Source organism: Mumia spirodelae (assembly GCF_050632745.1).
Taxonomy (GTDB): Bacteria; Actinomycetota; Actinomycetes; order Propionibacteriales; family Nocardioidaceae; genus Mumia.
In genome coordinates, this window is sequence record NZ_JBODSD010000001.1 from 560,644 (window position 1) to 584,220 (window position 23,577).

23 protein-coding genes are annotated in these 23,577 nt (G+C 72.2%); 12 read left to right on the forward strand and 11 right to left on the reverse strand.

Going from position 1 to position 23,577, the window contains the following annotated elements; genetic code table 11:
• The first annotated feature begins 1 nt into the window (after position 1).
• From ACQSSQ_RS02730 to ACQSSQ_RS02740, 3 genes are read left to right on the forward strand one after another with little or no spacing between them, the layout of a single operon-like run.
• A complete protein-coding gene (locus ACQSSQ_RS02730; protein ID WP_431325496.1) occupies positions 2 to 1,873 on the forward strand; it encodes a hydantoinase B/oxoprolinase family protein in 1,872 nt (623 codons plus the stop codon).
• Positions 1,870 to 2,496, forward strand: a complete 627-nt coding sequence (locus ACQSSQ_RS02735; protein WP_431325497.1) for an isochorismatase family protein — start codon at positions 1,870 to 1,872, stop codon at positions 2,494 to 2,496. The genes ACQSSQ_RS02730 and ACQSSQ_RS02735 overlap by 4 nt, the downstream gene beginning before the upstream one ends.
• On the forward strand, positions 2,493 to 3,389 hold the full coding sequence (locus ACQSSQ_RS02740) for a hydroxymethylglutaryl-CoA lyase (protein ID WP_431325498.1): 897 nt from the start codon (positions 2,493 to 2,495) through the stop codon (positions 3,387 to 3,389). The genes ACQSSQ_RS02735 and ACQSSQ_RS02740 overlap by 4 nt, the downstream gene beginning before the upstream one ends.
• Before the next feature lie 3 nt (positions 3,390 to 3,392).
• On the opposite strand, the gene ppk2 is transcribed toward ACQSSQ_RS02740, so the two are convergent.
• Together ppk2 and ACQSSQ_RS02750 are read right to left on the reverse strand one after the other, a co-directional pair.
• Positions 3,393 to 4,286 carry a polyphosphate kinase 2 gene (ppk2, locus tag ACQSSQ_RS02745; RefSeq protein ID WP_431325499.1) on the reverse strand — a complete coding sequence of 298 codons (894 nt, stop codon included), beginning with the start codon at positions 4,284 to 4,286 and terminating at the stop codon, positions 3,393 to 3,395.
• A gap of 28 nt (positions 4,287 to 4,314) precedes the next feature.
• On the reverse strand, positions 4,315 to 4,992 hold the full coding sequence (locus ACQSSQ_RS02750; RefSeq protein WP_431325500.1) for a GAF and ANTAR domain-containing protein: 678 nt from the start codon (positions 4,990 to 4,992) through the stop codon (positions 4,315 to 4,317).
• 87 nt (positions 4,993 to 5,079) lie between these two features.
• Between ACQSSQ_RS02750 and ACQSSQ_RS02755 the strand changes: the two genes are divergently transcribed.
• Together ACQSSQ_RS02755 and ACQSSQ_RS02760 are read left to right on the forward strand one after the other, a co-directional pair.
• Positions 5,080 to 5,850 carry a cyclase family protein gene (locus ACQSSQ_RS02755; protein WP_431325501.1) on the forward strand — a complete coding sequence of 257 codons (771 nt, stop codon included), beginning with the start codon at positions 5,080 to 5,082 and terminating at the stop codon, positions 5,848 to 5,850.
• Complete coding sequence (locus tag ACQSSQ_RS02760; protein ID WP_431325502.1) at positions 5,850 to 7,502, forward strand: thiamine pyrophosphate-binding protein; 1,653 nt, start codon at positions 5,850 to 5,852, stop codon at positions 7,500 to 7,502. Before ACQSSQ_RS02755 ends, ACQSSQ_RS02760 begins: the two co-directional genes overlap by 1 nt.
• On the opposite strand, the gene ACQSSQ_RS02765 is transcribed toward ACQSSQ_RS02760, so the two are convergent.
• Positions 7,453 to 8,712 (reverse strand): exonuclease domain-containing protein, encoded by a 1,260-nt coding sequence (locus ACQSSQ_RS02765; protein WP_431325503.1) that lies wholly within the window; start codon positions 8,710 to 8,712, stop codon positions 7,453 to 7,455. The two genes, ACQSSQ_RS02760 and ACQSSQ_RS02765, sit on opposite strands and share 50 nt — an antisense overlap.
• A 217-nt stretch (positions 8,713 to 8,929) precedes the next feature.
• On the opposite strand from ACQSSQ_RS02765, the gene ACQSSQ_RS02770 reads away from it, so the two are divergent.
• Positions 8,930 to 10,732, forward strand: coding sequence for an acyl-CoA dehydrogenase (locus ACQSSQ_RS02770; RefSeq protein ID WP_431325504.1), 1,803 nt, complete (start codon positions 8,930 to 8,932; stop codon positions 10,730 to 10,732).
• An 18-nt stretch (positions 10,733 to 10,750) separates the two neighbouring features.
• Positions 10,751 to 11,770 carry a P1 family peptidase gene (locus ACQSSQ_RS02775; RefSeq protein WP_431325505.1) on the forward strand — a complete coding sequence of 340 codons (1,020 nt, stop codon included), beginning with the start codon at positions 10,751 to 10,753 and terminating at the stop codon, positions 11,768 to 11,770.
• A 13-nt stretch (positions 11,771 to 11,783) separates the two neighbouring features.
• Here the strand turns inward: ACQSSQ_RS02775 and ACQSSQ_RS02780 are convergent, their stop codons facing one another.
• From ACQSSQ_RS02780 to ACQSSQ_RS02790, 3 genes are all read right to left on the reverse strand, one after another.
• On the reverse strand, positions 11,784 to 12,641 hold the full coding sequence (locus ACQSSQ_RS02780) for an SDR family oxidoreductase (RefSeq protein WP_431325506.1): 858 nt from the start codon (positions 12,639 to 12,641) through the stop codon (positions 11,784 to 11,786).
• Positions 12,642 to 12,730: 89 nt separating this feature from the next.
• Entirely contained in the window at positions 12,731 to 13,069 is a 339-nt protein-coding gene (locus ACQSSQ_RS02785; protein ID WP_431325507.1) for a hypothetical protein, read from the reverse strand.
• Positions 13,066 to 13,536 (reverse strand): MarR family winged helix-turn-helix transcriptional regulator, encoded by a 471-nt coding sequence (locus ACQSSQ_RS02790; protein WP_431325508.1) that lies wholly within the window; start codon positions 13,534 to 13,536, stop codon positions 13,066 to 13,068. Before ACQSSQ_RS02790 ends, ACQSSQ_RS02785 begins: the two co-directional genes overlap by 4 nt.
• Before the next feature lie 70 nt (positions 13,537 to 13,606).
• Here ACQSSQ_RS02790 and ACQSSQ_RS02795 point away from each other — a divergent pair, with 70 nt between their 5' ends.
• The 5 genes from ACQSSQ_RS02795 to ACQSSQ_RS02815 all read left to right on the forward strand — a co-directional run bounded on the left by ACQSSQ_RS02795 (position 13,607) and on the right by ACQSSQ_RS02815 (position 16,066).
• A complete protein-coding gene (locus tag ACQSSQ_RS02795; RefSeq protein ID WP_431325509.1) occupies positions 13,607 to 14,434 on the forward strand; it encodes an isocitrate lyase/PEP mutase family protein in 828 nt (275 codons plus the stop codon).
• A 62-nt stretch (positions 14,435 to 14,496) separates the two neighbouring features.
• Positions 14,497 to 15,429, forward strand: a complete 933-nt coding sequence (locus ACQSSQ_RS02800; RefSeq protein WP_431325510.1) for a coiled-coil domain-containing protein — start codon at positions 14,497 to 14,499, stop codon at positions 15,427 to 15,429.
• A 13-nt stretch (positions 15,430 to 15,442) separates the two neighbouring features.
• A complete protein-coding gene (locus tag ACQSSQ_RS02805) occupies positions 15,443 to 15,604 on the forward strand; it encodes a hypothetical protein (RefSeq protein ID WP_431325511.1) in 162 nt (53 codons plus the stop codon).
• Positions 15,601 to 15,765, forward strand: coding sequence for a hypothetical protein (locus ACQSSQ_RS02810; RefSeq protein WP_431325512.1), 165 nt, complete (start codon positions 15,601 to 15,603; stop codon positions 15,763 to 15,765). The genes ACQSSQ_RS02805 and ACQSSQ_RS02810 overlap by 4 nt, the downstream gene beginning before the upstream one ends.
• Positions 15,734 to 16,066 (forward strand): hypothetical protein, encoded by a 333-nt coding sequence (locus ACQSSQ_RS02815; protein WP_431325513.1) that lies wholly within the window; start codon positions 15,734 to 15,736, stop codon positions 16,064 to 16,066. The genes ACQSSQ_RS02810 and ACQSSQ_RS02815 overlap by 32 nt, the downstream gene beginning before the upstream one ends.
• 1 nt (position 16,067) lies before the next feature.
• Here ACQSSQ_RS02815 and ACQSSQ_RS02820 read toward each other — a convergent pair whose 3' ends face one another.
• The 5 genes from ACQSSQ_RS02820 to icmF form a co-directional block, all read right to left on the reverse strand.
• Complete coding sequence (locus ACQSSQ_RS02820) at positions 16,068 to 17,414, reverse strand: anaerobic C4-dicarboxylate transporter family protein (protein WP_431325514.1); 1,347 nt, start codon at positions 17,412 to 17,414, stop codon at positions 16,068 to 16,070.
• Between the two features lie 53 nt (positions 17,415 to 17,467).
• Positions 17,468 to 18,802 carry a M20/M25/M40 family metallo-hydrolase gene (locus ACQSSQ_RS02825; RefSeq protein WP_431325515.1) on the reverse strand — a complete coding sequence of 445 codons (1,335 nt, stop codon included), beginning with the start codon at positions 18,800 to 18,802 and terminating at the stop codon, positions 17,468 to 17,470.
• 53 nt (positions 18,803 to 18,855) lie between these two features.
• Complete coding sequence (locus ACQSSQ_RS02830; RefSeq protein ID WP_431325516.1) at positions 18,856 to 19,635, reverse strand: helical backbone metal receptor; 780 nt, start codon at positions 19,633 to 19,635, stop codon at positions 18,856 to 18,858.
• A gap of 12 nt (positions 19,636 to 19,647) precedes the next feature.
• Positions 19,648 to 20,199: a hypothetical protein gene (locus ACQSSQ_RS02835; protein WP_431325517.1), complete on the reverse strand. Its 552-nt coding sequence runs from the start codon at positions 20,197 to 20,199 to the stop codon at positions 19,648 to 19,650.
• A gap of 117 nt (positions 20,200 to 20,316) precedes the next feature.
• Positions 20,317 to 23,538, reverse strand: coding sequence for a fused isobutyryl-CoA mutase/GTPase IcmF (gene icmF, locus ACQSSQ_RS02840; protein WP_431325518.1), 3,222 nt, complete (start codon positions 23,536 to 23,538; stop codon positions 20,317 to 20,319).
• Positions 23,539 to 23,577: the final 39 nt, after the last annotated feature.

Consider the following 23,577-nt stretch of genomic DNA (forward strand, 5'->3'; position numbering starts at 1 on the left):
CATGGCACAGATCATCCAGACCGCGACCGAGCCGCTCCCCACCGTCGACGTCGACGTGGTCACGCTGGACCTCGTCGAGAACGCCTTGCGCAACGCCCGCTACGAGATGGACGAGGTCCTGTTCCGCACGGCGCTCTCGCCGGGCATCCGCGAGCAGCACGACGAGTTCCCGCTGATCGGTGACCCCGAGGGCAAGATGGTCGTCGGCCAGTTCGGTCTCTCGATCCCGGACTTCCTCGAGAACTTCTCCGGCACGATCGAGGAGGGCGACGTCCTCCTCACCTCCGACCCGTACTCGTGCGGCGCCGCGATCAGCCACGCCAACGACTGGCTCGTGGTCATGCCGGTCTACTTCGAGGGCCGCATCGTCGGGTGGGCGTCGATGTTCGGGCACATGTCCGACGTCGGCGGCAAGACGCCGGCGTCGATGCCGACCGACGCGCGCACGATCTACGAGGAGGGCGTCGTCATCCCGCCCTTCAAGCTCTACAAGGCGGGCGTGCTCGACGAGGACGCGCTGCGGATCATCCTCAACCAGGTACGCAAGCCCGACTGGAACCGCGCGGACCTCAACGGCCTGGTCGCCGCCTGCAGCACCGCGTCGCGGCGGGTGCAGGAGCTCTGCGCGCGCTTCGGGGCCGACACCTACACCTCGGCGCTCGACGCGCTGCTCGACCGGAACTACCGGGCGATGAAGGCGCTGCTCCAGATGGTGTTCAAGGACGGCGAGACCCTGTCGTTCACCGACTACATCTGTGACGACGGCGTGGGCTACGGCCCGTACGAGCTCAAGCTCAGCCTCACCCGCAACGGCGACAAGGTGCTCCTCGACTTCACCGGGAGCAGTCCGCAGGCGAAGGGGCCGATCAACTACTTCATCAACGAGAACCTGGTCCGGATGTTCTTCGGGATCTACATGATCACCGTCGCGGACCCGCAGATCCTCTGGAACGACGGCTTCTATCCCCTGGTCGACGTCGAGATCCCGGAGGACTCGTTCTGGAAACCGAAGTTCCCCGCGGCCCTGAACGCCCGCAACCACGGCATCGGCCGGGTGTTCGACCTGTTCGGCGGGCTCCTCGGCCAGACCAACCCCGACCTCCTCAACGCCGCCGGCTTCTCGTCCTCGCCGCACTTCATGTACTCGGGCAACTACAGCGAGGGAGAGCGCAAGGGGGAGTGGTTCCAGCTGTACTCGATCGGCTTCGGCGGCATCCCCGGTCGTCCGATCGGCGACGGGCCGGACGGCCACTCGCTGTGGCCGTCGTTCGTCAACATCCCCTGCGAGTACCTCGAGTCGTACTACCCGCTGCGGGTGGAGGCGTGGGAGACCGTCTCCGACACCGGCGGCGCCGGCCTCCACCGCGGCGGCAACGCGGTGGACGTCGCGTACCGGTTCCTCGAGCCCGGCACCATCGCCATCCACGACGACCGGTGGCTGACCTACCCGTGGGGCGTCAACGGCGGCGACCCGGGAGCCCGGGGCCGCAAGTGGATCGACCGCGTCGACGGGACGAAGGAGATCCTCCCGAGCAAGATCCACGACGTCGCGGTCGCGCCCGGCGACGTGCTCCACTTCGTCACCTGGGGCGGGGGCGGCTGGGGCGACCCGCTCGCCCGCGACCCCGAGCTGGTCGGCCTCGAGGTACGCCGGGGACTGGTGAGCGCCGACGGCGCCCGCCGCTACGGGGTGGTCTGCGACGACGCGGGCACCGTCGACGCGGACGCGACGTCGGCGCTGCGCGCGGAGCTGTCGGCCGGACGCCCCGAGGTCCTGCCGACCTTCAACTCCGGCCCGCCGCTGGAGGAGATCCTCGCGCGCTGCGAGGAGGAGACCGGGCTCCCGGCCCCCAAGCCCCCGGTGGCCCTGTGACCGGCGTCGACGACGACGCCTTCCCGCCGGCGTTGGGCGTCGACCTTCCCCCGGGTCGACGCCCAGCGCTGGTCGTGGTGGACCTGATGCGCGCGTACTTCGACGCCGCATCACCGCTGTGCCTGCCCTCGGCCGACGTGCTGGGGCCGGCGCGCCGGGTCCTCGACGCCGCCCGCGCGGCGGGCGTCCCGGTCGTCCACACGCGGGTCGCGTACGACGCCGAGGGGACGGACGGCGGGGTCTTCCTCCGCAAGCTGCCCGCGCTCCGCGGGCTGGTCGGCGGCGGACCCCTGAGCGAGATCGTCGAGCAGGTCGCACCCGCCAAGGGGGAGACGGTCGTGGTCAAGCAGTACGCGAGCGCCTTCTTCGGCACCACGCTCTCCTCGACCCTGGCGTCCGCCGGCGTCGACACCGTCCTCGTCGTCGGGGTGTCCACGAGCGGGTGCATCCGGGCGACCGCGGTCGACGCGCTCCAGCACGGCCTGGTGCCCGTCGTCGTCCGCGACGCGGTGGCCGACCGGGCCCCGGGACCGCACGAGGCCAACCTCTACGACCTGCAGGCGAAGTACGCGCAGGTCGTGTCGGAGGGGGAGGCGGTCGACTACCTGGGGAGCCTGCGGTGAGCGCCGTCGAGATCTGCGAGGTCGCGCCGCGCGACGGCCTCCAGAACGAGTCGGTCGTCCTGCCCACCGAGGTCAAGACCGAGCTCGTCGCGCGCGCGGTCGCGGCGGGGGCCCGCCGGATCGAGGCGGTGAGCTTCGTGAACCCGTCGCGCGTCCCGCAGATGGCCGACGCCGAGGCGGTGATGGCGGGGGTGCCGCGCGTCGACGGGGTCTCGTACGCGGGGCTGGTGATGAACCGCCGCGGCCTCGACCGCGCGCTCGCGGCCGGCGTCGACGAGATCAACGTCGTCGTGGTCGCGACCGACACCTTCTGCCGACGCAACCAGGGCACCACGACGGCGCAGGCGTGCGAGGCCGCGCGCGACCTCGTCGCGGCGGGGCGGGAGGCCGGGCTGGTCACGACCGTCACGGTCGGTGCGGCGTTCGGCTGCCCGTTCGAGGGCGAGGTGAGCTTCGACCGCCTCGAGGAGGTCCTGGCCCGGGTCGCCGACGCCGGCGCGGACGAGGTGGCGCTCGCCGACACCATCGGCGTCGCCGTCCCCGCCGACGTCACCGCTCGGATGGCGCTCCTCGGCGCCCGCGTCGCTCCCGGCACCCGGACTCGGCTGCACCTGCACGACACCCGCAGCACGGGCGTGGCCAACGCCCTCGCCGGCGTCGCGTCGGGGGCCGACGTGCTCGACGCCAGCATCGGCGGCACGGGGGGCTGCCCGTTCGCGCCGAACGCCACCGGCAACGTCGCGACGGAGGACCTCGTCTACACCTTCGACCGCTCGGAGATCGCGACCGGACTGTCCCTGACCGCGCTCATCGAGTCGGCGCAGTGGCTCCAGGAGCAGATCGGGCGCCGGCTGCCGAGTGCGCTGCTGCACGCCGGGCCGTTCCCGGCCTGAGGGTCAGTCGCCGATCGACTCGCGGCCGCGACGGACGAGCTTGGGGTCGGGGAAGCCCACGACCGCGGTGTCCTTCCCGGCGTAGTCGAACTGGCTCAAGAAGAAGCGCATCGCGTTGAGGCGGCCGCGCTTCTTGTCGTTGCTCTTGATCGCCGTCCACGGGGCGATGTCGGTGTCGGTGTGCAGCATCATCGCCTCCTTCGCGTCGCTGTAGGCGTCCCAGCGGTCGAGCGACTCGATGTCCATCGACGACAGCTTCCACCGGCGTACGGGGTCGATCTGGCGGATCGCGAACCGGGTCCGCTGCTCGTGCTGGGTCACCGAGAACCAGAGCTTGGTCAGCGAGACCCCGCTCTCGATGAGCATCTCCTCGAAGAGTGGCGCCTGGTGCATGAACTGCTGGTACTCGGCGTCGGTGCAGAAGCCCATGACGCGCTCGACGCCGGCGCGGTTGTACCAGGAGCGGTCGAACAGGACGATCTCGCCGGCGGTCGGCAGCCGCTCGACGTAGCGCTGGAAGTACCACTGCCCCGTCTCGGTCTCGGTCGGCTTCGTGAGCGCGACGACGCGGGCGCTGCGAGGGTTGAGGTGCTCGGTGAACCGCTTGATCGTGCCGCCCTTGCCGGCGGCGTCGCGACCCTCGAAGAGCACGACGTGCTTGGTGCCGCTGTCCTGCGCCCAGTACTGGAACTTCAGCAGCTCGACCTGGAGGCGGTACTTCTCCGCCTCGTAGACGTCACGGTCCATCCGGGTGTCGTACGGGTAGTCCTCGCGCCACGTCTCGATCGGGTTGCCGCCCGGGTCGATCAGGTCAGGGTCGGAGCCGTGCCCGTCGTGTCGAACCGTGTAGCCCGCCCGGATCAGGTCGTCGAGGTACTCGCGGAAGTTCTGGATCATGACGGCCCCCTCGTGCTGTCCTGCCAACCTACGCCGACGGCAGCTGGCGCGTCTCGACGACGAGCTCGGCGATCTCGCGCAGACGTGTGTTGGAGTCCTGGGAGTAGCGCTTGAGGATCGCGAACGCCGTGACCGCGTCGACGCCGAAGCGCTCCATGATGATGCCCTCGGCCTGCCCGATGACGGTGCGGGTGTCCAGCGCCGAGGTCAGGGACTCGATCGTGTGGGCGGCTGCCAGGGCCGCGGACGCGTGCGCGGAGAACGACACCAGGAGCGCACTGTCGGTGTCCCGGAACTGGTTCACGCGGGAGCCGAAGAGGTTGAGCGCGCCGATCCGGCGTCCGTCGGCCTGGAGGTCGGCCGCGAGCATGCTGTTCACGCCTCGTGCGTGGGCCTGCGGACCCCAGGCCGGCCAGCGGGGGTCGGCTCCGAGGTCGTGCGAGACGACGATGTGCTGCTCGGTCGCCGCGTCGACGCAGGGGCCCTGGTGGAGCTCGTGCTGGAGCGAGTCGAGCGCCGTGACGACCTCGTCGGTGGGTCCGGCCGTCACGAGCTCGCCGCGGCCCTGGATCAACGTGACGCCGGCCTGGTCGGCGCCGAACAGGAGCCGGGCCGACTCGGTCACCTTCTCGATCGACGGCTCGAGGCCTCGGATCGCGCTCAGCTCGCGGACCACCGCGCTCACGATCTCGTCGTGCTCCGCCATCCGGGATCCTCCTCGGTGATGTGCCGTTCAGGCTGACTCAACCACTAGTGTGCTCGAACACGCGAAACCCTGACCCCTCGGAGCAGCATGTCCGTCCTCACTGCCCTCACCGCCGCACTCACCTCCGGATCGGTGGAGATCGTCGACCTCACCGCCCCGCTCTCGCACGAGACCCCGATCCTCGAGCTGCCGCCGGAGCTCGGCCAGACCCAGCGGTTCACCCTGGAGGAGATCAGCCGGTACGACGACCGCGGCCCGGCCTGGTACTGGAACAACTTCCGCTCCGGGGAGCACACCGGCACCCATTTCGACGCGCCCAACCACTGGGTGACGGGCCGGGACCTGGCGGACATCGACTCCGTGCCGGTCTCCGCGTTCGTCGCGCCGGCGGTGGTGCTCGACGTCACCGACGAGGTCGCGAAGAACCCCGACTTCCTCATCGAGGTCGAGCACCTCGAGGCGTTCCAGGCCGAGCACGGGTCGTTCCCCGAGGGCGGTTGGCTGCTGTGCCGGACCGGCTGGTCCTCCCGGGTCACCCAGGAGGAGATGATCAACAACACGGAGACCGGGCCGACGAGCCCCGGGATGTCCGCCGACTGTGCCCGCTGGGTCGCGGAGGAGTCGCCGCTGCAGGGTATCGGTGTCGAGACCGTGGGCACCGACGCCGGCGCAGCGCACTCGTTCGAGCCCGCGTTCCCCTGCCACTCGTTCCTGCTCGGCAACGGCAAGTACGGCCTCGCGCAGCTGCAGAACCTCGACCGGCTCCCGGCCACCGGCGCCGTCGTGGTCGCGACGCCCCTGCGGATCGTCGGCGGCTCGGGGTCGCCTGCGCGGGTGCTCGCGCTCGTGGAGCGCTGATGCTGGTCGCCGAGGCGGTCGGTCGTGCCCTCGTCGAGGCGGGGGTCGACCACGTCTTCGGCGTCGTCGGGTCCGGCAACTTCCACCTGACCAACGCGATGGTCGCCGCCGGTGCGCGGTTCGTCGCCACGCGCCACGAGGGCGGCGCGGCGACGGCCGCCGACGCGTACGCCCGCACCAGCGACCGGGTCGCCGCGGTGACCCTGCACCAGGGGTGCGGGCTCACGAACGCGATGACCGGCGTCGCCGAGGCCGCGAAGAGCCGCACACCGCTGGTCGTGGTCGCGGCGGAGGTGACGCAGCCGCGGTCGAACTTCTACGTGGACCAGACGGCGCTCGCCGAGGCCGTCGGCGCGGTGCCGGTGCGGATCGGCTCCGCGGCGAGCGCGGTCGCCGACGCGCGCGCTGCCGTGGCGCTGGCGCGGGACCAGAGGCGTACCGTCCTGCTCAACGTGCCGCTCGACGTGCAGGGCGAGGAGAGCGCCGCCGATGCGGGCGACCGGACGCCGACCGACGGACCCGACCGGCACGGCCGGGCGCCGTCGGAGGACGACCTCGGGACGCTGCTCGACGCCCTCGCCTCGGCGCAGCGACCGGTCTTCGTCGCCGGACGCGGTGCTCGCGGCGCGGGACCCGAGCTCGCACTGCTCGCCGAGCGCTGCGGCGCGCTGCTCGCGACGTCGGCGGTGGCGCGAGGGCTCTTCGTCGCGGACCCGTGGTCGCTCGACGTGTCCGGAGGGTTCTCGACCCCGCTCGCGGCCGAGCTCATCGCGGGTGCCGACCTCGTCGTGGGGTGGGGATGCGCCCTCAACATGTGGACGATGCGCCACGGGCGGCTGATCGGACCGGGGACGACCGTGGTCCAGGTCGACGACGAGGCGGCGTCGATCGGCGTGCACCGTCCCGGCGCCCTCGGCGTCGTCGGGGACGTCGGGGCGACGGCCCGCGCGGCCGCCGAGCGCCTCTTCGGCTCGCGCGAGGGCTACCGGACGGCGGAGGTCGGCGCGCGGATCGTGGCGGAGGGTCGCTGGCGCGACGTCCCGTACGACGACGACAGCACGACCGACGCGGCCGGGCAGCCCGCCCGGATCGACCCGCGGACGCTCACGCTCGCCCTCGACGACCTGCTCCCGCGCGAGCGGGTGGTCGGCGTCGACTCCGGCAACTTCATGGGCTACCCGAGCGCCTACCTGGCGGTGCCGGACGAGCGAGGCTTCTGCTTCACCCAGGCGTTCCAGTCGATCGGGCTCGGCCTCGCCACCACGATCGGCGCCGCCCTCGCGCAGCCCGACCGGCTCCCGGTCGCCGCACTGGGCGACGGTGGCGCGCTGATGGGCGCCGCGGAGCTCGACACCGTCGTGCGGCTCGGGCTGCCCATGGTGGTGGTGGTCTACGACGACGAGGCGTACGGCGCGGAGGTGCACCACTTCGGTCCGGGGGGCCACCGGCTGGACACGGTCGAGTTCCCGCCGACCGACGTCGCGGCGATCGGACGCGGCTACGGCCTCGACGCGGTCACGGTGCGCGGCACGGACGACCTGGCGGGTGTCGCGCGGTGGCTCGAGGGTTCGCGTGACCGGCCGCTGCTCGTCGACGCCAAGATCACGAGCGCCCCGTCGTGGTGGCTCGAGGAGGCGTTCCGGGGGCACTGACGCCTGGCCGGTCGGCGAGGTGCCGCGCGAACTCCTCGACCGTGATCACCGGGATGCCGTATCCGCGGGCCTTCTTGGCCTTGACCGACATCGTGTAGGCGTCGGCGGCCACCACGACGTCGACCTCCGTGGTGACGCCGTCGAGGACGGTCAGGCCGCTGTCGACGGCCCGCCGAGCCCACGCGTCGTGGGGCTCGGCCATCTCGCCGGTGAAGACCACGCGTGCGTCGCGCTTGAGGGCGAACGGGGCGGCCACGGCGGGCACCGCGGCGCCGGCCAGCGCCGCCTCGAGGTCGGACGCCTCGAGACCGAGCGCGGCCGTGACGCGCTCGAGGTCACCGTGCTCGGCGTCGGTCAGTGGGCGCTCGCGGGTGGCGAGGCGGGCCAGCGCGCCGAGGTAGTCGCGGTGCATCCGGACCACGTCGGGAGCGCTGAAGCCGAGCGAGCGGGAGACGGCCGCCAGGACGCCCGAGTCGCCAGGGGCGAGCGCGTGCTCGGCCAGCGCCTGGTCGAGCACGGCGAGGTAGGGATCGGCGAGCTCCGACGCCGGGTCGCGCGGGAGGTGGTCGACGAGCCCGGCCATGAAGCCCGAGGGTGGCGGGAGCGTGGTGTCGTCGGGGCGAGGCGCGGTCCGGAAGCGCTGGGCCGGCACCTCCGGCCAGGCGAGTGCTCGGCTGCGGTCGAGCACGTCCTGCCACGGGGGAGGCGTGCCGACGCGATCGAGGTAGTGCGCCAGCAGCCCGGCGGTCGCCCGCGTGTCGGCGGCGGCAGCGTGCCAGCCTTCGAGCGGCACGCCGGCGGCGGCGCAGCACTCGCCGAGCGAACGGCCCGAGCCAGGCAGCAGGTCGCTGCTCAGCGTCATCGTGCAGAGTCCGACCTCGTGCGTGACCGGGAAGTCGAGGCCCAGCCGCTCGAACTCGGCGACGAGGAAGGTCAGGTCGAAGGGCAGGTTGTGCGCGACCAGCGTGCGGCCGCGGAAGAGGTCGACCAGGTGCCCGGCCACCTCGGCGAAGCGCGGCGCCCGGACGGCGTCGACGGCGCGGATGCCGTGGATGCGCTGGGGCCCGAGGTCGCGCTCGGGGTTGATCAGGCTGGACCACTCGCCCTCGACCCTGCCCTGGCCGTCGACGAGGACGACTGCCACCTCGGCCACGCGGTGGTGGAACGCCGGGGTGAGTCCGGTCGTCTCGGTGTCGATCACGGCGTACATGGCACCTCGCGTACTCCTCGGGTCGTGCCAGCACCGTAGCCGTCAGGACCGACAGGTCGACTGGCTACCGTCCCCCCCACGAGGGTCATGACGCCTGCTGGCGCCCCGACACGCACCGGCGCCGGGTAGTTCGCCCAGCTCGTCGCCGGGCGCCGCCCTACCGTCGGGTTGTGAGACCCGCGCCCCTGCGAGGTAAGCAAGCGCTTAGTATCGGTCCATGGCCGATTCACGGATCCTCTCGCGCCGCGACCTCGAGTTCCTCCTCCACGAGTGGCTCGACGTCACCGAGCTGACCAGGCGCGAGCGGTACGCCGAGCACGACCGCGACACCTTCGACGCCGTCCTCGAGCTGTCCGAGGCCATCGCGACCGAGAAGTTCGCCCCGCTGAGCCGCGCCCTCGACGTCGACGAGCCCCGCGTGGGCGCCGACGGCAGGGTCGAGATGCTCCCCGGCGTCGCGGAGGCGCTCGACGCGTACAACGCCGCGGGCTTCCCGGGTCTAGCCTTCGGGGCCGAGCACGGCGGCGCGCAGCTGCCTTTCACCCTGCAGCGGGCCTCGGCCATGTGGTTCCAGGCCGCCAGCGTCGCGGTCCACTCGTACCCGTCGCTGGCAGCGGGCAACGCGCACCTGATCCTGACGCACGGCACGCCGGAGCAGGTCGAGACCTACGCCAGGCCCGTGATCGACGGTCGCTGGTACGGCACGATGTGCCTGTCCGAGCCGCAGGCCGGGTCCTCGCTCACCGACATCACGACCCGCGCGGTGCGCCAGGACGACGGCTCCTACCGCCTCACCGGCACCAAGATGTGGATCTCGGCCGGCGACCACGAGCTCGGCGAGAACATCGTCCACCTGGTCCTCGCCAAGACCCCCGACGCCCCCGCCGGCGTGAAGGGCATCTCGCTGTTCATCGTGCCCAAGCACCTCCCCGACGACGCGGGGGATCCGGGAGAGCGCAACGACGTGGCGCTGGTCGGGCTCAACCACAAGATGGGCTTCCGCGGGACGACGAATACGCTCCTCAACTTCGGCGAGGGGTTCGCCACCCCGGGCGGGCGCCCGGGAGCGGTCGGCTTCCTGGTCGGCGAGGAGCACCACGGCCTCGCGTACATGTTCCACATGATGAACGCCGCGCGGATCGGCGTCGGCGCGGGCGCCGTCGCGCTCGGCTACACGGGGTACCTGCACGCGCTCGACTACGCGAAGACGCGGACGCAGGGGCGGCCGGTCGACGGGAAGGACGCGCTCGCGCCGCCGGTGCCGATCATCGACCACGCGGACGTCCGGCGGATGCTGCTGGCGTCGAAGGCGTACGTCGAGGGCGGGCTCGCGCTCGTCCTCTACTGCGCGCGCCTGGTGGACGAGGAGGCGACCGCTCCCTCCGCGGCGGACCGTGAGCGGGCGCACGCGCTGCTCGAGGTGCTGACCCCCATCGCCAAGTCCTGGCCGTCGCAGTGGTGCCTGGCTGCCAACGACCTCGCCATCCAGGTGCACGGCGGCTACGGCTACACGCGCGACTACCCGGTGGAGCAGCTCTACCGCGACAACCGGCTCAACCCGATCCACGAGGGGACGCACGGGATCCAGGGGCTCGACCTGCTCGGCCGCAAGGTCGTCGCGGGAGGCGGGGCGGGCCTCGCGCTGCTCGCGGAGACCATCGGTGCGACCGTCGCCCGTGCCCGCAAGGCCGGCGGCGACGCGGCGACGTACAGCGACGCGCTGGAGTCCGCGCTCGGCCGGCTCGTGGAGGTCACCGGCATCGCGTGGGCCGACCGGGACCCGGCCGTCGCCCTGGCGAACGCCTCGGCGTACCTCGAGGCTGCCGGGCACGTCGTCGTCGCGTGGATCTGGCTCGAGCAGCTGCTGGCGACCGGCGACCGGCAGGGCACGTTCTACGACGGCAAGCGGGTGGCGGCGCGCTACTTCTTCACCTACGAGCTGCCGACCGTCGGCCCGCGCCTGGACCTCGTCGCCGCGCGCGACCGGACGACGCTGGATCTCGACGTCGAGGTGCTGTAGCCCGCTAACGTCGTCGGCGTGCGTGTCGACGAGCTGCCCCTCGCCCTCGGTCCCCATCCGCGCGGGCCGCTCGGCGCGATCACCGACGTCCCCGGCGTGCGCGTCGGCCACGCGACCCTCGCGGAGGGCGACCTGCGGACCGGGGTGACCGCGATCGTCCCCGACGCGCTCGGTGCCGCGCGGCGGTGGCTCCCGGCGGGCCTGGCGGTGGGCAACGGGTTCGGCAAGCTGGTGGGCGCCACGCAGCTGGTCGAGCTGGGCGCGCTCGAGACGCCGGTGCTGCTCACCAGCACGCTCTCGGCCTTCGCGGTGGCGGACGCGCTGGTGGCGCACGTGCTGGCGCTGCCCGGGTACGAGGACGTGACCACGCTGAACCCCGTCGTCGGGGAGACCAACGACGGCTTCCTGTCCGACGTGCGGGCGCGCGCGGTCGGGGCGGTGCACGTGGAGGCGGCGCTGGCGTCCGCGAGCGCAGGAGCCGTCGCCGAGGGGTGCGTCGGTGCGGGGACCGGGACGACCGCGCTCGGGTTCAAGGCCGGGATCGGCACGTCGTCGCGGGTCGTCGAGCTCGCGGGTGCCCCGCGGACCGTCGGCGCTCTGGTCCAGGCGAACTTCGGCGGGGTCCTGACCGTCGCGGGCGTCGCGATGCCCTCGCAAGACCTGCTCGGTGAACCTCCCGTGGAGACCGTCGGCAACTCGTGCATGATCGTCGTCGCGACCGACGCGCCGCTCGACGCGCGTCAGCTCGACCGGGTGGCCCGCCGGGCGGTCTTCGCGATGGGCAGGGTCGGTGCGAGCTACGCGCACGGCAGCGGCGACTACGCGCTGACGTTCTCCGTCGGGTCGGGACGCCCTCCGGCAGACGCCGACCTCGACCCGCTCTTCGGCGCCACGATGGACGCGGTCGAGGAGGCGCTGCTCAACTCCGTCCTCGCAGCGACCACGACGCGCGGCTTCCGCGGACGCGTGGCGTACGCGGTCCCGGGCGAGGCCGTGCGCGAGCGCCTGCGCGCCGCCGGCATCGTGGCGCCGTCCTGACGGTGCCCGGGCCTCAGAACACCGGCTTGCCCCCGGTCACCCCGAGCACGCTGCCGGTCACGTAGCTGGCGTCGGCCGGCGACGCGAGGAACACGAACGCCGGCGCTACCTCGGCCGGCTGGCCCGCCCGGCCCAGCGGGGTGTCCTTCCCGAAGCTCTCGACCTTCTCCACCGGCTGCGTGGCCGGCTGCAACGGGGTCCAGATCGGTCCGGGCGCGACCGCGTTGACGCGGATGCCCTTCGGTCCCAGCATGGTCGCCAGGTTGGCGGTCACGTTGTTGATCGCCGCCTTGGTCGCCGCGTAGTCGAGCAGCGTCGGCGACGGGTCGTACGCCTGGATCGACGTGCAGTTCACGATGCTCGAGCCGCGCTTCATCAGCGGGACGGCTGCCTGGGTGATCCAGAACAGGGCGTAGAGGTTGGTCCGCAGGACACGGTCGAGGCGGTCGGGAGTGATGCTCTCGATGCCGTCGCCCCGCGCCATCTGGAACCCGGCGTTGTTGACCAGCACGTCGAGCGACCCGAGCTCGTCCACGACGCGCTGCGGCAGGCTCTGCGCCGTGTCGCGGTCGGTGATGTCGCCCGGGAGCAGAACCACCCGTCGGCCCTCCTCGCGCACGCGGGTGGCGGTGTCCTCCGCGTCCTCCGCCTCCTCCGGGAGGTAGGAGATCGCGACGTCGGCGCCCTCGCGCGCGAACGCGATCGCCACGGCACGCCCGATGCCGGAGTCGCCGCCGGTCACGAGCGCGCGGATCCCGCCGAGCCGGCCGGAGCCGCGGTACGACTCCTCGCCGTGGTCGGGGACCGGGACCATCGCCGCGGTGGAACCGGGAGGGTGCTGCTGCTGCGGAGGGAACGACGGCGTATCCATGCCGAACCCGTACCCGAGGGCCCGCCCGTCATGTCAGATGGTCGCTCCGTGCAACCGACTCCGCGCCGCAGCGTCGAGGCAGGCGCCGCTCAGCGCTGCAACAGCCAGACCAGCCCCACGACGGTCGGCAGCGCCGCGACGACCATCCACACCGGCGACCAGAGCGAGCGCTGCAGGATCACGCGCACACCCGCGTACGTGAGCGCCGCGATCACCCCGGACATCAACGTGATCGCGATCGCGTCGCCGTGGCGCCCCTGGTTGTCCAGGACGAAGCCCAGACCGATGCACCCGAAGATGCCGTGGACCGTGATCGCGAAGAACCCGATGGCGGCGACCCGGCGCTGGACGACCCGCAGCGCGCGCAGCTCGGCCTCGCGCTGCTCGCGCGTCTTCGGGGCGGGGGCGGACTTCGTGCTCTCGGTCATGCGGGGGTGCTCCTGGTCGGGACGGGGTCGGACGCCTGCTGGGCGGAGGCGATGAGCCGGTGGAGGAAGGTGTTGGCGCCCTCGAGCTCCTCGAGCGACATGCCGAGGCGTTCGAGCATGGTGGCCGGGACCTGCACGGCCTCCTCGCGCAGGGCTCGGCCGGTGTCGGTGAGCGAGATCGTCAGGGCACGCTCGTCATGGGGAGACCGCTCGCGCACGACCAGGCCGACGGCCTCCAGGCGCTTGACGAGCGGTGAGGCCGTCGCGGGCTCGAGGTGCAGCGTCGCGCTCAGGTCCTTGAGCGACTGCCCGTCGCGCTCCCACAGGGCCAGCATCACGAGGTACTGCGGGTGGCTCAGGCCGAGCGGCTCGAGCACCGGGCGGTAGGCGGCGACGACGGCCCGCGAGGCGACCGCGAGCGCGAAGCACACCTGGTGCTCCAGTGCGAGAGGGTCGGTGACGTCCACGTGATGAGTGTACTGATCGTTAGGGCGCTAACGAAATCGTGGTGTCGGTGCCGGTTCCTAGAGTGCGGCCATGACTGACGACGTACGCTGGCACGCCCGCGCCGCGGACCTCCTCGCCCTGCACCACACCTCGGCGCCGCTCGTCCTGCCGAACGTCTGGGACGGCGGCAGCGCGCGCCTCGCCGAGGAGGCCGGCTTCGCGGCGCTCGCGACCACCAGCGCCGGCATCGCCTTCAGCCACGGCGTCCGCGACGGCGCCCTCGAGCGAGGGCCGATGATGGAGCGCATCGCGCAGATCGTCGCGGTCGCCGGGGTGCCCGTCACCGCCGACCTCGAGTCGGGCTACGGCCCCGAGGCCGACGACGTCGCCCGCACCGTCGCCGAGGCGGTCGGACTGGGCGTGGTCGGTGCCAACCTCGAGGACGTGCGCGACGGGGAGCTGCTGGAGGTCGAGAAGGCGCACGCGCGCCTGGAGGCGGCGCGCGAGGCAGCGCCTCGAGGAACCTTCGTCCTCAACGCCCGCACCGACACCTACCTGGTCGGCGTTCCCGACGCCTTCGCGGAGACGGTGCGCCGCGCCGAGGCGTACGTCGAGGCCGGTGCGGACTGCGTGTTCGTGCCCGGTGTCGGGGACGCGGACACGATCGGCCGGCTCGTCGCAGCGGTGCCCGCACCGCTCAACGTGGTGGCCGGACTGACCGCCGCGATGCCGAGCGTCGGCGAGCTCGGACAGCTCGGTGTCGCACGGGTCAGCGTCGGCGGCAGCCTCGCCCGAGCAGCGCTCGCGTACGTCGAGACGACGCTGCGCTCGCTGCACGGCGAGCACGACCTGTCGTTCACGATGTCGGCCCTCGGACACGCTGACCTGCAGCGGAGGTTTTCATCGCGGATCCCCTGAGCCTGCATGGATCGACCGTGCTGGGGTAGTGGGCAGGGCAACGAGCCCCAGGGGGAGATCACATGTCGAGTCAGGGAACACTGCGTCGGGCCTCGACGCGCGTCGCCGGCGGTCTGAAGGACCTGCCGCGCAACGCCGCGTGGCTCGTCTCGAAGGCGGTGAACGTCGACCAGGTCCCGTCCGCGGCGTCCCACGCCGCCACGGAGTCTCGGGACAGCGTCGTCGACCAGCTCCGTCGTGCGACGGCAGCCGTCGCCGACAAGGTGCCGGGGACCGACTCGGTCGAGACCCGGCTCGCCCGCGCTCACACGGCCGTCGAGCGCGCCCGCAGCGAGGAGCAGGACGCCCTCGCGCGAGCGCAGGACGCCAAGCAGCGTGCGGACGAGGCCGCCGCCGTCGAGAAGGCGGCGCGCGAGCGGGTCCGGGCGGCGCAGAAGGAAGCGCACGACCGCGTTCAGCAGCGCGTGCAGGAGGCACGCCGTCGCGCTGACGCGATGGTCGAGGCCGAGCGTCGCGAGGCCGACGACGAGGCACAGGCCCGCCTCGGGAAGGTGCGTGAGGCCGCGGACCGCGAGGTGCAGCAGTCTCGCGCCGAGGCCGACTCCGCCGCTCAGGACGCCCAGGAGCGCATCGACTCCGCGCACGCGGCGATGAACGAGGCGCGCCAGCTCGCCGACGAGGCGACGGCCGCCGCGGAGGAGGCCGCCAAGAAGGCGCGCGAGGAGGCGGACAAGCTCGTCGCGCGGGCGCAGGAGCAGGCCGGCGAGGCCGACCAGACGCGTGCGCGCGCCGCCGCCGCTCGCGAGGCGGTCGCAGCCAGCACCGCCGCCGCCGTGCGCGCCGAGCGGACCCAGGAGATCCCGACGAGCCTCTCGCGCCGCAGCAAGGCGGAGCTCGTGGACCTCGCCAGGTCGCTCGGGGTCGAGGACACCTCCCAGAAGACGAAGACGCAGCTCGTGAACGCCATCCGGCGCTCCTCACGCAGCCGAAGCTGAACGGAGAGAACCCGTGAAGATGTTCCACCGCAAGTCCCCGTGGCAGCGAGCCCTCGAGAAGGTCCCCGGAGGCAGCAAGCTCCGTGGCGGCGCCCTCGCCACCGTGGGGGTGATCGGGCTGTCCGCGGCCAGCGCCGCGGTGAGCGCGATCCGAGAGAAGCAGCGCACCCAGTGAGGCTCCGGACGCTCGCGGTCTTCGGCATCGGCTACGTCCTCGGGACGCGAGCCGGCCGGGAGCGGTACGAGCAGATCGTCGCGGCTGCCCGCCGGGCCGGGAAGCGCATCGAGGAGTACGGCGATCCGGATGGCACGCGGAGCCCCTCCACCCGAGGGTGAGCAACCGACGCTCGCGGTCGGTGCGGTCGTCCGCGCCGACCTCGTGGCGCGCCTGCTCGGCGTGAAGCTGCTCCGGATCGTCGCCACGATCGTCGTCACGCCGCCGGCGGGGCCGCCGGTCGGTCCCCCGGTCGGCCCGCCGACCAGGACGCCGGTCGCGCGATCGGTGACCCGCCCGCTCGACCCGCGTGCTCTGCCCGTCGTGCCGGGTGTCGTCCTGTCGCGCGACGGCGGCCTCCCGGAGGCGGAGCTCCTCCTCCGGGAGGCGCGGACGACCCTCGCCGCGCGACGCCGCGGGTGACCTACTCGAGGAAGAGCCGCGAGATGAGCAGGGCGGTCGGCACCGAGACGATCGCCATGACGAGGGTCGGCAGGATGAACGAGTGGTTCAGGACGTACTTGCCGATCTTCGTCGAGCCGGTCTGGTCGATCTCCACGGCCGCGAGCTGAGAGCCGTTGGCGGGGAGCGTCATCACGCCGCCCATCGCGGGCAGGTACGCCGCGAGGGTCGGCGTCGCGATCCCGAGGCTGATGCCCAGCGGGATCATCGTGTTCACCGCGGCCGACTGGCTGGTGGTCGCGGCGGCGACGAGGAACAGCCCGATGGCGAGGAACCACGGGGCTTCCTTCGCGATGTCGGTCAGACCGCCGATGACGGTCTCCTCGTTCCCGGTGATGAAGGTGTTCGCGAGCCAGGCGATGCCGAGCAGCGCGATGATCGCGGTGAGCCCGGACTTCGTGAGCGGGGCGTCGAGCACGGCGCCCGGCTTCACCTTGCCGACGTACATCACGGCGAGGGCCACGGCGAGCATCACCATGATGAGGAGCGTCGTGAGCGAGAGGGTGACCGTCTCGCCGTCGACCTCGTACGACGGGAGCAGCTCGTCGAACGCCCCGAGGAGCACCACCACGAACACGCCCGCGAAGAAGACGCCCGCGGCACGCTTGGCGGTGACCGGGACGTCCGCGCCCTTCACCTCTCCGGTCTCCGCGGCGGGGGGATGGATCAGCCCGGCCGCGAGGCGGCGCTGGTACTCGGGGTCGTTCTTGAGGTCGTGCCCGACGCGGCTCTGGATCACCGCCGCCACGATGGTGCCGAGCAGCACGGCCGGGAACGTGATGAGCAGGATCTCGCCGAGGCTCAACGCGTCGGGCTGGTTGCCGGTGAGCCCGACGAACGCCGCCATGGCCGCCGCGACGGGGCTGGCCGCCAGGGCGAAGCCGGAGACCGCGACCGAGGTCGAGAGCGGACGCTCCGGGCGGATGCCACGCTCGTACGCGACCTCGTAGATGACCGGCAGCAGCGGGAAGATGATGTTGCCGGTGCCCGCGCCGGCGCAGAACGCGAAGGTGATCAGCGGCGCGAGGTAGTTCACGAGCTTGGGCCGTGCGCGGATCACCTTCTCCGCGAGGAACACCAGGTAGTCGATGCCGCCGGCCGCCTGCATCGCCGACGCCGCCGTGATTACGGCGATGATCACCATGATCGCGTCGCTCGGGATGCTGCCCGGAGGCGCACCGAAGATGAACACCAGGACCAGGACGCCGACGGCGCCCCAGAGACCGAGCCCGACGCCGCCGACCTTGACGCCCATGTAGATGGCGCCGACGACGACGAGTGCCTGGAGGATCAGCAGGAAGGTGTCCACGCACGTGCCTTTCGTACGCCGGCCGCCCGGCGGCCGGTGGGGGATGGGAGCGACTACTCGGCGAGTGCCTGGATCAGCAGTGCCTGGGCGAGGGCCATGTTCTCGATCTCGGAGGGGTCGACGGACTCGTTGGGACCGTGGATGTTGGCAAGTGCGGCGTCCTCGGCGCCGATCAGCACGAAGTCGGCCTGAGGCGCGGCGTCGCGCAGGGTGTCAAGCAGAGGGATCGAGCCGCCGGAGCCGACGGACTCGACCTCGCGCCCGTACGCGGTGGCGAGGGCGTCGCGCATCAGCCCGAACGCCCGACCGTCGGTCTCCTGGGAGAACGGCGGCGAGACCTTGTCCTGGTGGACGTCGACCTGGACGTTCCACGGGGCGGCCGCGCGCAGGTGCGCCATCAGCTTCTCGACCGCCTCCTTCTCGTCCTGGCCCGGCGGGATCCGCATGGCGACGACGGCGCGCGCCGTCGGCTGCAGCACGTTCGACGCCTCGGCGACCGGAGTCGCGTCCATGCCGAGGACGCTGATGGACGGCTTCGACCACAGCCGCGAGGCGACCGTCCCGGAACCGACCAGGTCGACTCCGTCGAGGACGCCGGCATTGGTGCGCAGCATCTCCTCGGAGTAGTCGGCGCCCTCCCACGCGCCCGACGCGATGCCCTCGACGAGGCAGTTGCCTTCGTCGTCGATGAGGGTGGCCAGCATCTTGATGAGCGCCATCCAGGCGTCGGGCGCCGCGCCACCGAAGAGCCCGGAGTGCACCGGCTGAGCGAGCGTACGGACCTCGACGACGGCCTTGACGTGGCCACGCAGCCCGATGCTCAGCACCGGCTCGCCCACGGTGAGGTTGCCCATGTCGGCGACGACCATGACGTCGGCCTGCACCTGGTCCGGGTTGGCCTCCACCCACGCCTCGAGGTGGCTGATCGTCTCCTCCTCGCCCTCGATCACGAGGCGGACGCCGACGGGGGGCTTTCCGTCGAAGGCCGCGAGGGTCGCGAGGTGGATCGCGATGCCGGACTTGTCGTCGGCGGCGCCGCGCCCGAAGAGCCGGCCGTCCTTCCACGTCGGGACGAAGGGCTCGGTGTCCCAGCCCTGCTCCTTCGGTGCGGGCTGCACGTCGTAGTGCGCGTACAGCAGCACGGTCGGCTTGCCCTCGGGAGCCGGGATCTCCGCGGTCACCGCGGGGTAGCCGCCGGTGATCGGGGTGACCTGTGCCTGCACCCCGTAGCGACCGAACGCGTCGACCACGTACTGCGACATGGCGTGGACCGGGTCCGACGGGAATCCGGGGAACGCGCACGAAGGGATGGCCACCATCGCCTCGAGGTCGTCCTTGATCTGGGGCATCACCGAGGCGATCTTCGGGCGCAACGTCGAATCGTCCATGGCGAGACGGTAGACCCGGGAGGGTGGTCGAGGTGTCACCCCGGCCGGGTGATTTACGCGCGCGTGCCGTGGGCCCGGACGGCCGCCGGGAGCTCCCTGGCGGCCTCGAGGAGCGCGGGGCCGTACCAGGTGAGCAGGCGTCCGGAGACCAGCGCCGTCGGCACGCGTTCGAACGCCTCAGGGCCGTCGTCCGGCCCGAAGACGTAGGGCTCGTCGGGGAGCAGGACCAGGTCGAGGTCGCCTCGGTCGAGGTCGGCGAGGGCGACGTGCGGGTAGCGGTCGGACGCGGCGGCGTACGCGTGGTCCCACCCGAGCCGGCCGAGCAGGTCCCCGGTGAAGGTGTCGCGTCCGACCACCATCCACGGGTCGCGCCAGACGGCGACGGCCACCCGCGGGCGTACGGCGTCGGCCGGCGCGGCGGGCGGCGCCCAGGCCTGCTCGGCCTCCACCAGCCACGGCGGGACCTCCCACCCGAGCGCGTCGGTGAAGAGCCGGCGCATCGAGGTGAAGGCCTCGTCCACGGTCTCGATCCGGGTCACCCAGACGGGCACACCCGCCTCGCGCAGGCGGCGCACGTCGAGCGCCCGGTTCTCCTCCTGGTTGGCGACGACGAGGTCGGGCGCGAGGTCGACCACGGCCTGCACGTCGGGGTTCTTGGTGCCGCGGACCCGGGTGACGTCCAGGTCGGCGGGCCGCGTGCACCAGTCCGTCGCACCGACCAGTGCGGCGTCCCCGGTGGCGGCGACCGCCTCGGTCAGCGAGGGCACGAGCGAGACGACCCTGCGGGCGGGGTGCGTGACACGCACCTCCGCCCCCAGGTCGTCGCGGCTCATGACCTCCGTCGCTCAGCCCTGGCGCGTGCCGCCGGCATCGCCGCGGCGCGGGTCGGTGCGCAGGTCGTCGCGCGGGACCTCGTAGGTCTCGGTCACGTCGACCGTGTCGTCGGTCGCGCGGGTGCGGTCGGGACGCAGACCACGGTCGTCGGCACCGCGGTCGTCGGCACCGCGGTCGTCCGCGCCTCGGTCGTCCCACCCCTGGCCGTCGTCGGCGGTCGTCCGTGCGTCACGGCCGCCGTCGGGATCGAGCTCGTCGGCCTTCGCCAGCTGGTCGTCCAGCTCCGAGCGCGTGCGCTGCGCGTGCTCCTGGTGCTCGCGCGCCTCACGCTCGCGCTCCTCGGCCGCGACGCGCGCCTCCTCGGCATCGGCACGGGCACGCGACGCCTCGGCGTCGCGGCGGCTGGCCTCGAGACGGGTCGCCTCAGCCTTCTCGCGCAGCTCGGCAGCCTCCTGGCGGTGCCGCTCGGCGGTGCGCTTGCGTGAGCTCTGCATGCCCAGCCAGATCGCGATCGCGATCAGCACGACGACCACCGCGATGATCACCCATACCCACCAGTCCATGACGCGCTCCTCATCGGTTAAGGCCGCTCGGGGGTGCGGCCGCACTGCCGGTTCGTGTACCCACTTGGCGCGTCGTCATGCGCGGTACGACGCGCGGGACGATCCGTCGGCGCACCGTCAGACGTTGCGCCGGTACTGCCCACCGACCTCGAAGAACGCCTCGGTGACCTGCTGCAGCGAGCACACGCGTGCGGCGTCCATGAGCACGCCGAACGCGTTCTCGTCCGAGGCGGCCGCCTCCTTGAGCCGCGCGAGCGCTGCCTCCGCCTCCTCGCGGTGGGCCTCCTGGTACGCGCGGACGCGGGCGAGCTGCGAGCGCTTCTCGTCCTCGGTCGCCCGGGCGAGCTCCAGCGGGCCGTGCTCCTCCTCGCCGCGCGGGTTCCGGAAGGTGTTGACACCGATGATCGGGAGCGACCCGTCGTGCTTGCGCTGCTCGTAGAGCATCGACTCGTCCTGGATCCGTCCGCGCTGGTAGCCGGTCTCCATCGCGCCGAGGACCCCGCCGCGCTCGGTGATCCGGTCGAACTCCGCGAGCACCGCCTCCTCGACGAGGTCGGTGAGCTCGTCGATGACGTACGACCCCTGCTGCGGGTTCTCGTTCATCGCGAGACCCCACTCCTTGTTGATGATCATCTGGATCGCCAGCGCGCGGCGCACCGACTCCTCCGTCGGTGTCGTGACGGCCTCGTCGTAGGCGTTGGTGTGCAGGCTGTTGGCGTTGTCGTAGATCGCGATCACTGCCTGCAGCGTGGTGCGGATGTCGTTGAAGCTCATCTCCTGCGCGTGCAGCGATCGGCCCGACGTCTGCACGTGGTACTTCAGCTTCTGCGAACGCTCGTTGGCGCCGTACCGGTCGCGCATCGCGACCGCCCAGATGCGGCGGGCGACGCGGCCGATCACGGAGTACTCCGGGTCCATGCCGTTGGAGAAGAAGAACGACAGGTTGGGGGCGAAGTCGTCGACGTCCATCCCGCGCGCGAGGTAGGACTCGACGTAGGTGAAGCCGTTGGCGAGCGTGAACGCGAGCTGGCTCAGCGGGTTCGCCCCGGCCTCGGCGATGTGGTAGCCCGAGATCGAGACCGAGTAGAAGTTGCGCACCCGGTGCTGGATGAACCACTCCTGGATGTCGGCCATCATCCGCAGGCTGAACTCGGTCGAGAAAAGGCAGGTGTTCTGGCCCTGGTCCTCCTTGAGGATGTCGGCCTGCACCGTGCCGCGGACGGTGCCGACGGCGTACGCGACGAGCTCGGCGTCCTCCTCCGCCGAGGGCTCGCGGCCCTGCTCCTCCCGGAAGCGGTCGCGCTGCTGGTCGATGACGGTGTTGAGGAAGAACGCGAGCACGGTCGGTGCAGGTCCGTTGATCGTCATCGAGACCGACGTGGTGGGCGCGACGAGGTCGAAGCCGTCGTACAGCGCCTTCATGTCGTCGAGGGTGGCGACGGAGACGCCGGACGTGCCGACCTTGCCGTAGACGTCGGGCCGCTCGTCGGGGTCGCGCCCGTAGAGCGTGACGGAGTCGAACGCGGTCGACAGCCGAGTCGCCTCGCCGTCGGCCGAGAGCAGCTTGAAGCGGCGGTTGGTGCGGAAGGGGTCGCCCTCGCCGGCGAACATGCGTGCCGGGTCCTCGCCGTCGCGCTTGAACGGGAAGACGCCCGCCGTGTACGGGAACTGGCCCGGCAGGTTCTCGCGGCGCCAGTAGCGCACGAGGTCGCCGTGGTCGGTCGTACGAGGCAGGGCGACCCGCGGGACACGGGTGCCCGACAGCGACTCGCGCACCAGCGTCGTCCGGATCTCGCGGTCGCGCACCGTGACGACCTGCTCGTCGCCCTGGTACGACGCCACGACCGACGGCCACCCGTCGATCTGCGCACGGACGTCGTCCGGGAGGTCGGCACGGGTCTGCTCGGCGAGCGCGCGTGCGTCGTCCGCGGACAGGCCTGCGGCGTCGAGGTCGTGGGCCGCCGACGCGAGCGCCTGGGCGCGCCGTGCCGTGTCGGCGATCCGCTCGGTGGCGGCGTGGTAGTCGCGCACCGTCTCGGCGATCTCCGAGAGGTAGCGGACGCGTGCCGCGGGGACCACCTGCGCGAACCGCGTCGAGTGCCGGACGTCGACGCGCGGGAGGGCGCCGTCGTCGAGCGTGAGCCCGTGCTCGCCGAGGAGCCGGACCAGCTCCTGGAAGAGCGCCGTGACACCGTCGTCGTTGAAGGTGGCCGCGGACGTGCCGAACACCGGCATGTCCTCGGGGCGGCTGACGAAGGCCTCGCGGTTGCGGACCAGCTGTCGGCCCACGTCGCGCAGGGCGTCGGCCGCGCCGCGGCGCTCGTACTTGTTGATCGCGACGACGTCGGCCAGGTCGAGCATGTCGATCTTCTCCAGCTGCGACGCGGCGCCGAACTCCGGCGTCATCACGTACAGCGAGGCGTCGACGTAGGGGACGACGGCGGCGTCGCCCTGACCGATGCCAGGAGTCTCGAGGATCACGAGGTCGAAGCCGGCCGCCTTCACCACGGCCAGGACGTCGTCGAGCGTGCTGGGAAGCTCGTGGGCGCCGCGCGTCGCCAGCGAACGGAAGAAGGTGTGGACGCCGTCGAGGGCGTTCATCCGGATCCGGTCGCCGAGCAGCGCCCCGCCGCCGCGACGGCGGGTCGGGTCGACGGCCAGCACCGCGATGCGCAGCTTGTCCTGCTGGTCGGTGCGGAAGCGTCGGACGAGCTCGTCGGTGAGCGAGGACTTGCCGGACCCACCGGTGCCGGTGATGCCGAGGACGGGAGCCGAGGACGCCTCCGCCGCGGCGCGTACGGCGTCGGCGAGCGCGCCGTCGAGGCGGCCCTGCTCGGCGCCGGTGAGGGCGCGCGCCAGGGCGACGCGGTCGCCCGCGAGCACGGCGTCGGGCTCCGGGCGGGCCTGCGCCCAGAGGTCGGCACGGCACGCCTCGACGACCTCGGCGATCATCCCCGGCAGCCCGAGCCGCTGGCCGTCCTCGGGGGAGAAGATGAGCACGCCGCTCTCGCGCAGCCGCGCGATCTCCGCGGGGACGATGACCCCGCCACCGCCGCCGAAGACCTTCACGTGGCCGGCGCCCCGCTCGGCGAGGAGCTGCACGAGGTACTCGAAGTACTCGACGTGGCCGCCCTGGTAGGACGACACCGCGACACCGTGGGCGTCCTCCTCGATCGCCGCGTCCACGACCTCGGCGACCGAGCGGTTGTGCCCGAGGTGGATCACCTCGCACCCCTGCGACTGCAGGATCCTGCGCATGATGTTGATCGACGCGTCGTGACCGTCGAACAGGCTGGAGGCGGTGACGATCCGTACGCGGAGGGCGTCCTCAGATTCCATAGGACATAAAATAGTTGGACTTCCTAATAATGTCGAGCG

Excerpts from the sequence above, each read along its gene's own strand:
- ACQSSQ_RS02795 (WP_431325509.1), top strand. The coding sequence starts at position 13,607 with ATGACTGACGACGTACGCTGGCACGCCCGCGCCGCGGACCTCCTCGCC.
- ACQSSQ_RS02770 (WP_431325504.1), top strand. The coding sequence starts at position 8,930 with ATGGCCGATTCACGGATCCTCTCGCGCCGCGACCTCGAGTTCCTCCTC.
- ACQSSQ_RS02825 (WP_431325515.1), bottom strand. The coding sequence starts at position 18,802 with ATGGACGATTCGACGTTGCGCCCGAAGATCGCCTCGGTGATGCCCCAG.
- ACQSSQ_RS02800 (WP_431325510.1), top strand. The coding sequence starts at position 14,497 with ATGTCGAGTCAGGGAACACTGCGTCGGGCCTCGACGCGCGTCGCCGGC.
- ACQSSQ_RS02730 (WP_431325496.1), top strand. The coding sequence starts at position 2 with ATGGCACAGATCATCCAGACCGCGACCGAGCCGCTCCCCACCGTCGAC.
- ACQSSQ_RS02785 (WP_431325507.1), bottom strand. The coding sequence starts at position 13,069 with ATGACCGAGAGCACGAAGTCCGCCCCCGCCCCGAAGACGCGCGAGCAG.
- ACQSSQ_RS02750 (WP_431325500.1), bottom strand. The coding sequence starts at position 4,992 with ATGGCGGAGCACGACGAGATCGTGAGCGCGGTGGTCCGCGAGCTGAGC.
- ppk2 (WP_431325499.1), bottom strand. The coding sequence starts at position 4,286 with ATGATCCAGAACTTCCGCGAGTACCTCGACGACCTGATCCGGGCGGGC.
- ACQSSQ_RS02765 (WP_431325503.1), bottom strand. The coding sequence starts at position 8,712 with ATGTACGCCGTGATCGACACCGAGACGACCGGACTCACCCCGGCGTTC.
- ACQSSQ_RS02760 (WP_431325502.1), top strand. The coding sequence starts at position 5,850 with ATGCTGGTCGCCGAGGCGGTCGGTCGTGCCCTCGTCGAGGCGGGGGTC.
- ACQSSQ_RS02830 (WP_431325516.1), bottom strand. The coding sequence starts at position 19,635 with ATGAGCCGCGACGACCTGGGGGCGGAGGTGCGTGTCACGCACCCCGCC.
- ACQSSQ_RS02755 (WP_431325501.1), top strand. The coding sequence starts at position 5,080 with ATGTCCGTCCTCACTGCCCTCACCGCCGCACTCACCTCCGGATCGGTG.
- ACQSSQ_RS02835 (WP_431325517.1), bottom strand. The coding sequence starts at position 20,199 with ATGGACTGGTGGGTATGGGTGATCATCGCGGTGGTCGTCGTGCTGATC.
- ACQSSQ_RS02815 (WP_431325513.1), top strand. The coding sequence starts at position 15,734 with ATGGCACGCGGAGCCCCTCCACCCGAGGGTGAGCAACCGACGCTCGCG.
- icmF (WP_431325518.1), bottom strand. The coding sequence starts at position 23,538 with ATGGAATCTGAGGACGCCCTCCGCGTACGGATCGTCACCGCCTCCAGC.
- ACQSSQ_RS02780 (WP_431325506.1), bottom strand. The coding sequence starts at position 12,641 with ATGGATACGCCGTCGTTCCCTCCGCAGCAGCAGCACCCTCCCGGTTCC.